Here is a 13830-nt window from a genome sequence, read left to right as displayed (position 1 = left end):
AGTTAATTTATACATTTTGCTATTGTTAAGCGCTGATGAAGATTTAAGTCTTCTACGGCTTGAATGTCAACAAACCCAGCGTCTTTCATACAGTTAGCGACAGCCTGATGTTGTGAAAACCCATGCTCGAACATCAGCCAGCCTTTTGGCGATAAAAACTCACCTGCTCTACTGACTATTTCTCGGATATCTTCTAAGCCATCAATACCTGAAGTTAACGCGCTTTTGGGTTCAAACCTTACGTCACCTTCCTGTAAATACGGACTGTCTTGTTCTACATAAGGCGGATTCGAAACAATGACATCGAATTTATGCCCAGCTAATTCGTCAAACCAGTTACTTTGTAAAAAGCAAACATTACCAATACTAAGCGCTTGCGCATTCTTTTTAGCTAAGGCCACTGCATTACTAATACGGTCAACGCCAATAACATTACAATTGGGCCGCTCTGACGCAATTGCCAAGGCAACAGCCCCAGTTCCCGTGCCTAGGTCACAGATGCTAAGTTTTTTTTCAGCGCTTATTTTTTCAAGTGCAGCTTCCACCAGTAATTCGGTTTCTGGTCTGGGTATCAATGTATCTGGGGAGGTCAATAGAGAAAACGACCAAAAGGGCTTCTTACCTAATATATAAGCGACAGGCTCGCCTTTAACTCGCCGTTCAATCATACTGCGAAATACTGTTATTTCGTCAGCAGACAAAACTTTGTCAGGCCAAGTGTATAAATAGCTTCTAGATTGATTCAAGCACCCACATAATAAATAGTCTGCATCAGCGGGCTCATCTAAACTAGACTTTGCCCACTGCAATAACTCACCAAGGGTCATATTTGCTTATTCATCTGAAAGCGAAGCAAGTAAGTCGGCTTGATGTTCTTGACGAATAGGCTCAAGTAACTGTCCTAAATCCCCTTCGACAACTTCGTCCAAACGATACAAAGTTAAATTGATCCTATGATCAGTAACTCGTCCTTGAGGAAAGTTGTAAGTACGAATACGTTCTGAACGATCACCACTTCCCACTAAATTACGACGAGTTGATGCCTCTTCCTCTGCGCGTTTATCTGCTTCAATTTGGTTTAGGCGCGCTTGCAACACCGACATGGCTTTTGCTCTGTTTTTATGCTGCGAACGCTCATCTTGGCATTCAACCACAACACCAGACGGTATATGGGTAATACGAATTGCCGAGTCTGTCTTGTTTACGTGTTGTCCCCCAGCGCCCGAAGCACGGAAAGTATCAATACGTAAATCCCCAGTGTTAATATCAATAGCTTGAGATTCAGGAATTTCTGGCAGTACCGCAACGGTACAAGCAGAGGTATGAATACGTCCTTGGGATTCAGTTTCAGGTACGCGCTGAACACGATGACCACCAGATTCAAATTTCATTACGCCATATGCGCCATCACCGCTCACATTTGCAATAACTTCTTTAAAGCCGCCATGTTCACCTTCGTTCGCGCTTACCATTTCTACACGCCAACCTTGGCTTTCCGCATAACGGCTGTACATACGGAAAAGATCCCCTGCGAAAATACCGGCTTCATCACCGCCAGCGCCTGCGCGAATTTCTAAGAAACAACTGTTGTCATCGTTAGGGTCTTTAGGTAAAAGAAGAACTTGTAAATCGGTTTCTAATACTTCAATGGCCTTTTTGGCATCTTTAATTTCTTCTTGAGCCATTTCTTTCATTTCAGCATCGTCTTCATCAAGCATGGCTTTTGCTGATTCTAAATTTTCTTGAGTTTGTTGATATTCATTAAATGTTTTTACAACGTCTTCAAGCTGGGCGTATTCTTTAGATAAGCCCCTGAATTTATTTTGGTCGCCAATAACCTCTGGATCACCCAGTAATGCTTGTACTTCATCGAAGCGTTCAACTAGGTGTTCTAATTTAGATATAACTGATGCTTTCATCTAAGATATTGTTTCCATTTATTTCTCTGAATCCAAGGTATCGCTATTGGCGTCAGGTAAGGTTAAGTTAAAGTGGTCAGCAAGCTTTTCGCTTACATTCGTATTTTGATGAAGGCTAGCGTCAGACAGTAATTTTGTCGGCGCATGCATAAGCGCGTTGCTAAGCTTATACCCTAGCTCCTTAATCACCTCATCAGCGCTTTTACCATCATCAAGCTGTAATAACGCCCGTTCCACTAATTCATTTTTTTGTTCTGCTACCGATGAACGGTAATTTTTAACCAGTTGTCCATGCCGTTGGGATACTTTCCATTCTCGGTAAGCAACCAGCTGTTCTTCAATCATGACACACGCGGCTTCAGCAGCTTCTTCTCTGCTAGCCAAATTCGCTTCTACAATAAGCTGAAGGTCGTCAACAGTGTATAAATAGGCATCATCGATGTCGTTTACTTGAGACTCAATATCTCTAGGCACTGCTAAATCCACCAAAAACATAGGCTGATTTTTACGTCGCTTAAGCGCATCACCAATCATGCCTTTACCTACCAAAGGCAGTTGACTTGCCGTTGAACTAATCACGATATCATAATCAGATATGTGTTCGGGTAACTGCGTCAGTGTTAACGCTTCACCATTGAGCTTATTTGCCAAGGCACGGGCTTTATCTCTTGTTCTATTCGCCACTGACATAGACAAAACACCGGCTTCTTTTAAATGCTCGGCAACCAGTTCAATGGTTTCTCCTGCGCCAATCAGCAATACCGAACGTTTCTCTAATTTCGAAAATATTTGTTTGGCTAACTGCACTGCGGCAAAGGCCACAGAGACTGCATTTGCACCTATTTCCGTTTCGGATCTAACTCTTTTTGCCACGGCGAAAACATGCTGAAATACCCTTTCAAACCCTTTGTGCAAGGTTTGATTCTGCTTCGCCAATTGATAAGCCTGTTTTACTTGCCCTAGTATTTGCGGCTCGCCTAGCACTAGAGAATCAAGGCCACTCGCCACCTTCATCATGTGCCTCAGCGCAGCATCATCGTGCAATTGATAAATATGCTCAGCCACAAATTTCATACTCACGCAATGAAATTCACTTAACCAATGCAGCACAAAATCAACGCTAGGCGGAGTAGCGACAACATAGATTTCAGTGCGATTGCAGGTAGACACTATCATGCATTCATCAATACCATTAATTCGATGTAAAGACTCCAGTGCATCCAACATAGAGTCGGGTGTAAACGCAACTTGTTCGCGCAAATCTACTGGCGCAGTTTTGTGGTTTATACCTAAAGCAAATAGTGTCATTAAATCAAGTCGTTGATATTTAGGAGCGGCATTGTACGAAAAACCTAAAATGATTGAAAGTTAAGCCTAAACTATGGTCACATATCTATTCTTTATATTATAGACTGTTCACACACTATGTTTTCGTTAAAACGCACATTAAGCTTTTCAATTGTTTGTTTATTGCTCATTAGCTGTGCTTCTCACCCTCCACCGCTAAACTTGCCTCCAAATTGGGAAATTCAAAAACAACAATTGGAAGAGTACCAACAATGGGTAATTAAAGGGAGAATCGCTTATAAAACTGAAGACGAAGCATTCAGCGCAACCCTGTCATGGTCTGAAAGTTCGGAAAAAACAGCTCTCAAGCTATATAACCCTTTAGGCATAACAGTAGCAAATATTGAAATAACACCGACTCAATCAACCTTCAAAGCCGACGGCGAAATTTATCAACACAAAAATGCAAACCTGTTATTTAGACAAACCACAGGTTGGAATATTCCAGTGAATCAGCTGAGATTATGGATAAAAGGCTTACCCAGCGACCAAGATAAATTGTTGTTTAATTCAGACGGCACGTTGAAAACGTTATTTCCAAGCTGCGAAAACTGTGAAAATTGGCGAGTAGATTATGTATCATTTAGCAAAGTAAATTCTCTTGTGCTACCTCGAGAACTAACAGTAACCGACACCAGCCGAACAAACGCATTTATAAAATTAAGGATTTCTTCATGGCGCTAACATGGTGGCCAAGCCCTGCCAAACTCAACTTGTTTTTGCATATCAATCAGCAAAGAGAAGATGGTTATCATTGCTTGCAAACCGTTTTTCAAATGCTTGATAGAGGTGATGAAATTGCATTTGAACCGGCCGAACGTTTACACATGGCAACGCCAATGTCAGGCGTCTGTGATGAGGATAATTTGATATTAAAGGCCGCTCGCCTTCTTCAAGACTATACCAACACCCAACTTGGGTGTCGTATTCATATTAATAAAAACCTTCCTATGGGCGGCGGTGTAGGTGGTGGTTCAAGTAACGCAGCAACAACCTTATTGGTGCTCAACAAATTATGGAATTTAACTATTCCTAGCGAAGAATTACAGCAACTTGGGCTAAGTTTAGGTGCTGATGTTCCTGTATTTGTGAATGGCGAAACCACCTTTGCTGAAGGCGTGGGAGAATCTTTCACTCCTATCGCTATTCCAGAATCTTGGTACTTAATTGTACACCCTAACATTCACGTCAGCACTCAAACAATTTTCACAGAACCTGACTTACCCAGATCTACGCCTATAATTAGTCCCAAGCAGTACAAATTTGAATCAACACAAAATGATTGCCAAAAAATTGTCTGTAACCGTCATCCTGAAGTTGCATATTTGTTGCAGTGGTTGATACAATTCGCGCCGTCGAGAATGACAGGAACAGGTGCATGTGTTTTTGCGCAATTTAATGCAAAACATGAAGCTGAAGAAACCTTGGCGAAATTACCCAGAAAATGGTCTGGTTTTGTTGCTAAAGGAGTTCAGACGTCGCCCTTAATACAACAATTAGAATCTCAACGTTCATATACATTTTAATTTCAGCAATTAAGCACCGAGGACAGACTTGTGCCAGATATGAAACTTTTTGCGGGCAATGCCGTACCAGAACTTGCCCAGAAAGTAGCCGACCGCCTTTATACTAAAGTCGGTAATGCGAGTGTTGGACGTTTCAGCGACGGAGAAATCTGCGTAGAAATTCATGAAAACGTCCGAGGTTCAGACGTTTTTATTCTACAATCGACCTGTGCGCCCACAAATGACAACTTGATGGAACTCATAGTAATGATAGACGCTTTCCGTCGTGCTTCGGCTGGAAGGATTACTGCGGTTATTCCTTACTTCGGTTATGCCCGTCAAGATAGACGTGTACGTTCAGCTCGAGTTCCTATTACAGCGAAAGTCGTTGCAGATTTCTTGTCAAATGTTGGTGTAGATAGAGTCTTAACCATTGACCTTCACGCAGAACAAATTCAAGGTTTCTTTGACGTTCCTGTCGATAATGCCTTTGGTACACCTATTTTACTTGACGATATGTTCAAACGTGATTTTGTAGATCCCGTGGTGGTATCTCCAGACATTGGCGGTGTTGTTCGAGCAAGAGCAACGGCTAAGCTTCTTAACGATGCAGACCTAGCCATTATTGATAAACGTCGCCCTAAAGCGAATGTTGCACAAGTCATGAACATTATTGGTGATGTAAATGAAAGAGACTGTATTATCGTTGACGATATGATAGATACAGGGGGCACACTTGCTAAAGCAGCAGAAGCACTAAAATCACATGGTGCTCGTAAAGTGTATGCTTATGCAACCCATGCAATATTTTCTGGCAACGCAGTACAAAATCTAAAAGAATCTGTTATTGATGAAATCATCATTACAGACAGCATTCCACTTTCCAAGGAAATGCAGAAAATCGGTAAGGTTAAACAACTTACTTTATCTGAAATGCTAGCAGAAACCATTCGTCGTATTAATAACGAAGAATCAATCTCTGCAATGTTTGAGTACTAAACTGCAATAATTCGCAGCACGCCTCGGCGTGCTGCAATCCCCATATTTCCAAATTTATCATTACTTCATTGTTTTCATTTCACACCAATGCTAGAATTCGCCGCCCTTAAATTTTGGTGGGCACCCCGATATAAGGGGATCACGCAAGTTTTGGTCGCAAAAACTTGTTATTTAATTACTTTTTAATTTTGGAGACATATTCATGTCTGATGCTATTTTTACTCTGAATGCAGAGACCCGTGCAGATTTAGGGAAAGGTGCGAGCCGCCGCCTACGTCATGCTGACAAAGTACCTGCAATTCTTTACGGTGGTGACGAAGCGCCTGTATCATTAACACTTGAGCACAATAAAGTTCTTCAAGCACAAGAGTTTGAAGCATTTTATTCTCACGTTCTTACATTGAATGTAGATGGAAAGCCAGTAGAAGCGCTTATCAAAGACATTCAGCGTCACCCTTATAAGCCAAAAATCCTTCATTTGGATTTCCAACGTGTTGTTGCAGGTCAAGAGCTTCACGCTAACGTACCTCTTCACTTCATCAATGAAGACACTAACGGTGCGATAAAAGCGGGCGGTGTTGCAGAGCATCACGCAAACGAAATACAAGTAGCTTGTCTACCTAAAGACTTACCTGAATTTATCGAAGTTGATGTAGCTGCTGTTGAAATGGATCAAACTCTACACTTGTCTGACATTACTTTACCTGCAGGTATCAGCTCTGTTGAACTTGGTAAAGGCGAAGGTCACGATCTAGCGGTACTAACCATTAAAGCAACTCGTGCGTCTATCACTGAAGATGACAGCGAAGGTGAAGCTGCTTCTGAGGAATAATCAGCTTGTCTGATATTCGTCTGATTGTGGGTCTGGGTAATCCAGGCCCCGAATATACTCATACTCGTCACAATGCCGGTACATGGTTTATTGACGAACTCGCTCGTTCTTACAACACCTCCCTCTCTAGCGAAAGCAAATTCTTTGGTTTAACCGGTCGTATTTCCATCGCAGGAAAAGACATTCGTTTACTCGTCCCCACTACCTTTATGAATAAAAGTGGTCAAGCTGTTGCAGCTATGGCAAATTTTTATCGTATTCCCATTGAAAGTATTTTAGTGGCGTTCGACGAACTAGACTTAGACCCAGGCATCGCAAAATATAAAGTGGGCGGAAGCTCTAGCCAAAACGGCGTTAGAGATATCGTATCAAGAATGGGCAACAACAAGGACTTCTTGCGCTTACGCATTGGTATCGGCCACCCTGGCCATAAAAGTCGTGTAACGGGTCATGTGTTAGGGAAACCTAGTACGAATGACAAACAGATTATTGATGATGCCATCGATGAAGCGGTAAGATGTACACCTATACTATTACAGGAAGGTATTAAAGCAGCGCAAAATCGTTTGCACGCTCATAAGCCTTCACTATAACCTCTACCTAATTACAGGAAACCAACTATGGGTTTTAAATGTGGCATCGTTGGATTACCAAACGTTGGCAAGTCTACTTTGTTTAATGCGTTAACCAAAGCAGGTATCGAAGCAGCAAACTTTCCCTTTTGTACTATTGAGCCCAATACGGGTGTTGTACCCGTGCCGGATACAAGATTAGATAAACTTGCGGCCATTGTTAATCCGCAAAGAGTGCTTCCCACAACGATGGAATTTGTTGACATCGCTGGGTTAGTAGAAGGCGCATCAAAAGGTGAAGGTTTAGGTAACAAGTTTTTAGCTAATATCCGTGAAACTGACGCTATAGGGCACGTTGTTCGCTGTTTTGATGATGAAAATATTGTTCATGTGGCAGGAAAGGTAAATCCACAAGACGACATCGACATTATTAACACTGAACTTGCTCTGTCTGATTTAGAAACTACAGAAAAAGCCCTGCATCGCGTTGCGAAAAAAGCCAAAGGTGGCGACGCTGACGCTAAATTAGAGCTAAAAGTGCTTGAGAAAATCAAACCTCATCTCGATGAAGGTAAATTGCTTCGTTCGCTTGATTTAAGCAAAGAAGAAATTGCAGTCATCAGTTATATGAATATGCTTACATTAAAGCCAACTATGTATGTTGCGAATGTAAACGAAGACGGTTTTGAGAATAACCCTTACCTAGACCAAGTAAAAGACATTGCGGCTAAGGAAAATGCCGTTGTAGTAGCGGTATGTGCAGCTATTGAATCAGAAATGGCTGAACTCGACGATGAAGATCGCAACGAGTTTATGGCTGATATGGGCCTAGAAGAACCCGGTTTGAACCGTGTTATTCGCGCTGGCTACAATTTGCTAACGCTAGAAACGTATTTTACTGCAGGTGAAAAAGAAGTCAGAGCTTGGACTTACCCAATTGGGTCTACTGCTCCGCAAGCTGCAGGTAAAATACATACTGATTTTGAAAAAGGGTTTATTCGCGCCGAAATCATCGGATTTGACAACTATGTTGAATTCAACGGTGAACAAGGTGCAAAAGACGCTGGAAAATGGCGTTTAGAAGGTAAAGATTACATTGTTCAAGACGGTGATGTTATCCACTTTCGATTTAATGTTTAACGAAGCGAACACATATTGTTCAAACAGTTAGATAATTTTAAAAAAGGGGTTGACGCTAAGGGGTCTGATACGCATAATACGCGCCACTCCAAAGCGGTACAGTCGTTTTAGAGTATTGGAAGGCTACGTAGCTCAGCTGGTTAGAGCACATCACTCATAATGATGGGGTCGCAGGTTCGAGTCCCGCCGTAGCCACCAATTATCAACAATGTTGATTATGATCGTTAGGTCATGCGGAAGTGGTGGAATTGGTAGACACGCTGGATTTAGGTTCCAGTGCTTCACGGCGTGAGAGTTCAAGTCTCTCCTTCCGCACCATATTGTTGGGGTATAGCCAAGTTGGTAAGGCTGCGGGTTTTGATCCCGCCATCCGTAGGTTCGAGTCCTGCTACCCCAGCCACTTTTTCGTTGTGTTGCGTTTTATCGCATCCCGACTCTTGGGGTATAGCCAAGTTGGTAAGGCTGCGGGTTTTGATCCCGCCATCCGTAGGTTCGAGTCCTGCTACCCCAGCCATATAAATAAACGTCGATAGTTCACGCTTTCGGCGTTTTTTTTATTCTAAATAAAAATATTCTTCAATAATCAGCATTTAAAATGCTATTGCCCCTTTACAGCAACAATTCATTCTTTAACATAAACATGCTAATCCTATTCTCGGGATTACTATTTACTATAAAGAAGAATAAAATGTCAGTGATTGTAGATTTCGTAAATAATATCCTTTGGGGCCAAGGACAAATTCTTTTGTTCATGCTTGTATTGTGCGGCGTTTGGTTCACTTTCAAATTAGGCATGATCCAGTTCCGCCATTTTGGCCATATGTTTTCAATTCTTAAAGGCGGCACCAAAAGCGACGCACAAGGAATAAGCTCATTTCAAGCCTTATGTACAAGCTTATCGGCCCGAGTAGGAACAGGTAACCTTGCTGGCGTTGCCATCGCAATTTCAGTGGGTGGTCCAGGCGCTGTATTTTGGATGTGGGTAATTGCACTATTAGGAATGGCTACAGGTTTCGCAGAAAGCGTACTGGGCCAACTTTACAAAGTAAAAGATGAAAATGGTGAATTCAGAGGTGGCCCAGCTTATTACATAAAGCAAGGATTAAATAACTCATGGTTAGCCATCGCATTTTCTCTATGTTTATTTTTTGGTTACGGGTTTGTGTTTAGCGCAGTTCAAGCGAACACAATCACTGACGCTATTAACAATGCTTATGGCATCCCTCCTCTCAACACAGGCCTTGTTATTATCGTACTAGCAAGTTTTATTGTTGTGGGGGGGTTACGCTCTATCGCCCGTTTTGCTGAATGGGTCGTCCCTTTTATGGGCGTTACCTATATTCTGGTAGCTCTGTTTATTACCATTTCTAATATCAGCTTATTGCCCGGTGTACTTTCAGATATTATTAATAGCGCATTTGGACTAAAAGAAGCGGCAGGAGGCACGTTGGCCGCAGCACTGAAAGCAGGAATACAACGAGGACTATATTCTAACGAAGCGGGTTCTGGTAGCGTACCTCATGCAGCCGCTAGTGCAACGCCCTACCCTAATCACCCAGTATCTCAAGGCTATGTACAAATGCTTGGCGTATTTTTCGATACTATCGTGCTATGTACTTGTACAGCCTTTATCATTTTACTCGCGGGTGAATTTAACGGCGACAATGTTGAAGGTATCAGAATGACGCAAAACGCCATGAATTCTCACCTTGGCGCAGGCGGCGCCGATTTTGTTGCAGCAGCCATTTGCTTCTTCTCTTTTACGTCTGTCGTGGCAAATTATGCCTATGGTGAAAGTAACTTACGTATATTTAAAATAGACAACAAGGTGGGTAAAAGCCTTTATACCATTGGTTATTTAGCAATGATTTTGTGGGGCAGCATGGCTGCTTTACCCAAAGTATGGGCAATGGCTGATATGGCGCTTGGTCTAATGACAGTGATTAATGTGATCGCAATTGTTTTAATGACCCCCACCATTGTATCTATCAGTAAGGACTACTTTAAAAAACACAAATCAAATGAAAAAGTAGAATACAAAGCAGGAGACTGTGAAATTCAAGGCAAATCAGAAGACGGTATTTGGTAGTTATATATTAAAAATATGAACGGTAGCCTTGTTAGCACAGCGTTACCGTTTTCCCACTCTTAACTTAAACTCGTATATCTATTTAACTTCCACTATTTCAATTTTGCTTTTCCAATAAATTTTTTCAATGCCTATTCGTAACATTTAATAGAATAAACCGTCCTTTAAAACCAAAATATAGTTAAATAGACCAAATAAATTGGCCGTTTTAACCACGCTCAGATTCAAAAAACTGAAATAGCTCCTAACTTATTGATTTAAATTAATAAAAAACATTGGCACCGCGCTTGCTCTAGTTGATGTAAGTCACAATGACTCATTACTTAAACTCTTAATAAAGGAAGAGCACTATGAAAACATTAACTAAAGTAATCACAACAACTGTTTTAACTCTTAGCGCTATTGGTTTTGCTAGTGCTTCTGAACAACTGGTCCCTACAGACAGCTTCACTGGTACTAAGCTATGTGTGGTAGCTGCTAAAGGAAACAAACTTAAATTGAATAGAGCAATTAACAAGTCTGGAATGAGCAAACGCTATATTGTCGAAAACTTAAAGTGTAATGGTATGGACTTAGTTTCTTTTGTTGAACAGCACGGAAGTAACTCTCACAAAATTAATACTTTTTTAGCAGGTAAAGGTTACAGCAAAAATACTGGCACAACAGACATAGCCTCTTTGTAACCCATAGCCACCTCTTATACTGAGCTTATACAAGCTATCTACATTTAATTTTATAAATATAGGTAGCTTGTATCTTTAATTAAAAGTAGTAATACCACTTATTTTGTAATCATACTGCAATATATTCAACCTACCATACATATGAAATTTCATATATGTTTTATTTATTGTGGATCCGACACTCTTTTACAAATGCTTAGCCGATGAAACTCGATTGAAGTCTCTATTGTTGATCTCTCTCCATGAGTCTCTTTGCGTATGCGACCTAGTCACTGCTCTCGAACTTAGTCAACCTAAAGTCTCAAGGCATTTAGCTGAACTCAGGCATTGCCACTTGGTTGTGAGTAAGCGCAAAGGAAAATGGATGCACTATTCATTGTCGCCGGATTTACCTATTTGGGTTACCGAGGTACTCAGTCTCACCGCAAGTAATGAAGACTTCCTTCAAAAAGAAACATCCCGTATTCGTCAAATAAATAAATGTGATTAAAAATTAAAGGTCTAACATGCTGAAAATTCTCTATATTTGCACCCATAATCGCTGTCGAAGTATTCTCTCTGAAGCTATTACTAATCAGTTTGCTGCGGGCGTGTTAGAAGCCAAAAGTGCAGGTAGCCAGCCTTGTGGTGAAGTTCACCCTTTATCAATTAAGTACTTAGAAGAACAAAATATCAATGTAGGCGGTTTGCAGAGTCAATCTTGGGATGAGTTTGAGCAATTTGCGCCAGATTTAGTGATTACCGTGTGCGATTCCGCCGCAGGTGAAGTTTGCCCGATTTGGTTTGGCAATTCGCTAAAAATGCATTGGGGACTATCAGACCCAAGTAAAATAGAAGGAAGCGAAGAAGAAAAGCGGCAGGGATTTTTAAAGACTATCAAGATAATCAAAGAACGGGTCGAAAAGCTTAAAGTTATAGCCTCTAGTGCAACAACAACAGAGACAATAAAAAAAGAGCTAATAAAACTTGGAGCTCAATAATGGACAACAAAAAGCCTGTGATAGACACATCTATTCATATAGACAACCACGCTTTCAATAAAAATTCAAGTCTACATAAACCGAGAATTTTATTGCTGTATGGTTCATTAAGAGACGTATCATATAGCCGCTTAGTTGTGGAAGAAAGCCAGCGTTTACTAGAAGAAATGGGGGCTGAAACCCGTATTTTTAATCCATCAGGTTTGCCTCTTCCCGACGATACAGACGCTGATCATCCCAAAGTACAAGAACTTCGAGAACTTGTCATTTGGTCTGAAGGACAAGTTTGGTGCTCTCCAGAACGTCACGGCGCCATGACAGGGATAATGAAAGCGCAAATTGACTGGATCCCTTTGTCTTTAGGCGGAATCAGGCCCACACAAGGAAAAACCCTGGCAGTAATGCAAGTCTGTGGAGGTTCTCAATCGTTTAATTCGGTGAATCAAATGCGCATTTTAGGCCGTTGGATGAGAATGCTCACCATCCCTAATCAATCGTCTGTAGCAAAAGCCTTTATGGAATTTGACGACAATAAACGGATGAAGCCCTCTCCTTACTATAATCGGATTGTTGATGTACTGGAGGAGTTAATGAAATTTACCCTACTCACTCGAGATCAAAATAGTGTTTTACTTGACCGATATTCAGAGCGTGTTGAAACAGCTGAACAAGTCAGTGCTCGTGTTAATCAGCGCTCGATTAAATAAAGGGAACTCATAATGGGACTATTTGAACGTTATTTGTCAGTATGGGTTGGCTTGGCTATTTGTATTGGTGTTGGCTTAGGGCTTGTTACTCCTAGCACCTTTTCGTACATTGCGACATTGGAATTTGCCCGCGTAAATCTCCCTATTGCGTTACTCATTTGGGTAATGATTTATCCAATGATGGTACAAATTGATTTTGGTTCAATTAAAGATGTCGGGAAAAACCCCAAAGGTCTTGGTTTAACACTCGTCATAAACTGGCTAATAAAGCCCTTCTCAATGGCAGCGCTGGGAATACTCTTTTTCAATGTGTTTTTTGCCAATTTGGTTGACCCAAGCTCGGCTCAAGAATATATCGCGGGAATGATATTGTTAGGGGTAGCCCCCTGCACCGCCATGGTATTTGTATGGAGCCAACTTACCAAAGGCGACCCCAATTACACTCTAGTTCAAGTATCAATTAACGATATCATAATGATATTCGCTTTTGCCCCTTTAACAGCCTTACTCTTAGGCGTGAGTGACATAGCAATTCCATGGCAAACTCTACTCGTCTCAGTGGTATTGTATGTTTTGTTGCCATTAGTAGCTGGCGCAGTCACTCGGTATGTACTCAACGGAGACAATCAACAAGATAGGCTTAATGGTCTACTGACCAAACTAAAACCTTGGTCGATTATGGGGTTACTTTCAACCGTAGTTCTCTTGTTTGCTTTTCAGGCGAATACCCTAGTTACTCAACCTTTAGTTATTGGCTTAATTGCCATTCCTTTACTACTTCAAACTTACGGAATATTTGCTATTGCCTACTTTATGGCAAAACGGCTAAAACTGCCTCACAAGGTTGCTGCCCCCGCCTGTATGATTGGTACGTCTAACTTTTTTGAACTTGCTGTTGCCGTGGCTATTTCTATGTTCGGATTAGACTCTGGTGCGGCCTTAGCCACAGTCGTTGGCGTACTGGTTGAAGTGCCCGTAATGCTGTCTTTAGTTTGGTTTGCAAATCGCACTAGGCATTGGTTTGATGGAGAGATTAGTTAATCTCTCCATTACTTAT

15 protein-coding genes and 4 tRNA genes are annotated in these 13830 nt (G+C 41.4%); 16 read left to right on the top strand and 3 right to left on the bottom strand.

Going from position 1 to position 13830, the window contains the following annotated elements; all coding sequences use genetic code 11:
* Positions 1–2 precede the first annotated feature (2 nt).
* The 3 genes from prmC to hemA are packed head-to-tail and all read right to left on the bottom strand — an operon-like array spanning position 3 to position 3227.
* The gene (prmC, locus tag J3L16_RS07370; protein WP_207612249.1) at positions 3–827 is read right to left on the bottom strand and encodes a peptide chain release factor N(5)-glutamine methyltransferase; all 825 of its coding nucleotides are present in this window, start codon (positions 825–827) and stop codon (positions 3–5) included.
* A 6-nt stretch (positions 828–833) separates the two neighbouring features.
* Positions 834–1919, bottom strand: a complete 1086-nt coding sequence (prfA, locus tag J3L16_RS07365) for a peptide chain release factor 1 (RefSeq protein WP_207612248.1) — start codon at positions 1917–1919, stop codon at positions 834–836.
* A gap of 18 nt (positions 1920–1937) precedes the next feature.
* Entirely contained in the window at positions 1938–3227 is a 1290-nt protein-coding gene (hemA, locus tag J3L16_RS07360; RefSeq protein WP_207612247.1) for a glutamyl-tRNA reductase, read from the bottom strand.
* 117 nt (positions 3228–3344) lie between these two features.
* Here hemA and lolB point away from each other — a divergent pair, with 117 nt between their 5' ends.
* The 16 genes from lolB (at position 3345) to arsB (ending at position 13814) form a co-directional block, all read left to right on the top strand.
* Positions 3345–3950: a lipoprotein insertase outer membrane protein LolB gene (lolB, locus tag J3L16_RS07355; RefSeq protein WP_207612246.1), complete on the top strand. Its 606-nt coding sequence runs from the start codon at positions 3345–3347 to the stop codon at positions 3948–3950.
* A complete protein-coding gene (gene ispE / locus J3L16_RS07350) occupies positions 3941–4792 on the top strand; it encodes a 4-(cytidine 5'-diphospho)-2-C-methyl-D-erythritol kinase (protein WP_207612245.1) in 852 nt (283 codons plus the stop codon). Before lolB ends, ispE begins: the two co-directional genes overlap by 10 nt.
* 30 nt (positions 4793–4822) lie before the next feature.
* Entirely contained in the window at positions 4823–5770 is a 948-nt protein-coding gene (locus J3L16_RS07345) for a ribose-phosphate pyrophosphokinase (RefSeq protein ID WP_207612244.1), read from the top strand.
* A gap of 202 nt (positions 5771–5972) precedes the next feature.
* A complete protein-coding gene (locus tag J3L16_RS07340) occupies positions 5973–6602 on the top strand; it encodes a 50S ribosomal protein L25/general stress protein Ctc (RefSeq protein WP_207612243.1) in 630 nt (209 codons plus the stop codon).
* Between the two features lie 5 nt (positions 6603–6607).
* On the top strand, positions 6608–7195 hold the full coding sequence (pth, locus tag J3L16_RS07335) for an aminoacyl-tRNA hydrolase (protein WP_207612242.1): 588 nt from the start codon (positions 6608–6610) through the stop codon (positions 7193–7195).
* Between the two features lie 27 nt (positions 7196–7222).
* On the top strand, positions 7223–8314 hold the full coding sequence (gene ychF, locus J3L16_RS07330; RefSeq protein WP_207612241.1) for a redox-regulated ATPase YchF: 1092 nt from the start codon (positions 7223–7225) through the stop codon (positions 8312–8314).
* Between the two features lie 121 nt (positions 8315–8435).
* Positions 8436–8512: transfer RNA gene (locus tag J3L16_RS07325), tRNA-Met, on the top strand.
* A gap of 35 nt (positions 8513–8547) precedes the next feature.
* Positions 8548–8632 (top strand) — tRNA-Leu (locus tag J3L16_RS07320).
* Positions 8633–8638: 6 nt separating this feature from the next.
* Positions 8639–8714, top strand: a tRNA-Gln gene (locus J3L16_RS07315).
* Between the two features lie 38 nt (positions 8715–8752).
* Positions 8753–8828 (top strand) — tRNA-Gln (locus J3L16_RS07310).
* A 174-nt stretch (positions 8829–9002) separates the two neighbouring features.
* On the top strand, positions 9003–10403 hold the full coding sequence (locus J3L16_RS07305; protein WP_207612240.1) for an alanine/glycine:cation symporter family protein: 1401 nt from the start codon (positions 9003–9005) through the stop codon (positions 10401–10403).
* 350 nt (positions 10404–10753) lie between these two features.
* Complete coding sequence (locus J3L16_RS07300; protein ID WP_207612239.1) at positions 10754–11086, top strand: DUF3718 domain-containing protein; 333 nt, start codon at positions 10754–10756, stop codon at positions 11084–11086.
* A 169-nt stretch (positions 11087–11255) separates the two neighbouring features.
* Complete coding sequence (locus J3L16_RS07295) at positions 11256–11576, top strand: metalloregulator ArsR/SmtB family transcription factor (RefSeq protein WP_207612238.1); 321 nt, start codon at positions 11256–11258, stop codon at positions 11574–11576.
* Positions 11577–11595: 19 nt separating this feature from the next.
* A complete protein-coding gene (locus J3L16_RS07290; RefSeq protein WP_207612337.1) occupies positions 11596–12066 on the top strand; it encodes an arsenate reductase ArsC in 471 nt (156 codons plus the stop codon).
* Positions 12066–12773 carry an arsenical resistance protein ArsH gene (gene arsH, locus J3L16_RS07285; protein ID WP_207612237.1) on the top strand — a complete coding sequence of 236 codons (708 nt, stop codon included), beginning with the start codon at positions 12066–12068 and terminating at the stop codon, positions 12771–12773. The genes J3L16_RS07290 and arsH overlap by 1 nt, the downstream gene beginning before the upstream one ends.
* Before the next feature lie 12 nt (positions 12774–12785).
* Positions 12786–13814, top strand: a complete 1029-nt coding sequence (arsB, locus tag J3L16_RS07280) for an ACR3 family arsenite efflux transporter (RefSeq protein WP_207612236.1) — start codon at positions 12786–12788, stop codon at positions 13812–13814.
* Positions 13815–13830: the final 16 nt, after the last annotated feature.

The organism is Alteromonas sp. 5E99-2, assembly GCF_017368475.1.
Taxonomy (GTDB): Bacteria; Pseudomonadota; Gammaproteobacteria; order Enterobacterales; family Alteromonadaceae; genus Alteromonas_F.
This window is presented reverse-complemented; position numbering and strand designations above follow the sequence as displayed.

What these genes read in the sequence shown, in the direction of transcription:
- prmC (WP_207612249.1), bottom strand. Translation starts at nt 827, where the DNA reads ATGACCCTTGGTGAGTTATTGCAGTGGGCAAAGTCTAGTTTAGATGAG.
- prfA (WP_207612248.1), bottom strand. Translation starts at nt 1,919, where the DNA reads ATGAAAGCATCAGTTATATCTAAATTAGAACACCTAGTTGAACGCTTC.
- hemA (WP_207612247.1), bottom strand. Translation starts at nt 3,227, where the DNA reads ATGACACTATTTGCTTTAGGTATAAACCACAAAACTGCGCCAGTAGAT.
- lolB (WP_207612246.1), top strand. Translation starts at nt 3,345, where the DNA reads ATGTTTTCGTTAAAACGCACATTAAGCTTTTCAATTGTTTGTTTATTG.
- ispE (WP_207612245.1), top strand. Translation starts at nt 3,941, where the DNA reads ATGGCGCTAACATGGTGGCCAAGCCCTGCCAAACTCAACTTGTTTTTG.
- J3L16_RS07340 (WP_207612243.1), top strand. Translation starts at nt 5,973, where the DNA reads ATGTCTGATGCTATTTTTACTCTGAATGCAGAGACCCGTGCAGATTTA.
- ychF (WP_207612241.1), top strand. Translation starts at nt 7,223, where the DNA reads ATGGGTTTTAAATGTGGCATCGTTGGATTACCAAACGTTGGCAAGTCT.
- J3L16_RS07305 (WP_207612240.1), top strand. Translation starts at nt 9,003, where the DNA reads ATGTCAGTGATTGTAGATTTCGTAAATAATATCCTTTGGGGCCAAGGA.
- J3L16_RS07300 (WP_207612239.1), top strand. Translation starts at nt 10,754, where the DNA reads ATGAAAACATTAACTAAAGTAATCACAACAACTGTTTTAACTCTTAGC.
- arsH (WP_207612237.1), top strand. Translation starts at nt 12,066, where the DNA reads ATGGACAACAAAAAGCCTGTGATAGACACATCTATTCATATAGACAAC.
- arsB (WP_207612236.1), top strand. Translation starts at nt 12,786, where the DNA reads ATGGGACTATTTGAACGTTATTTGTCAGTATGGGTTGGCTTGGCTATT.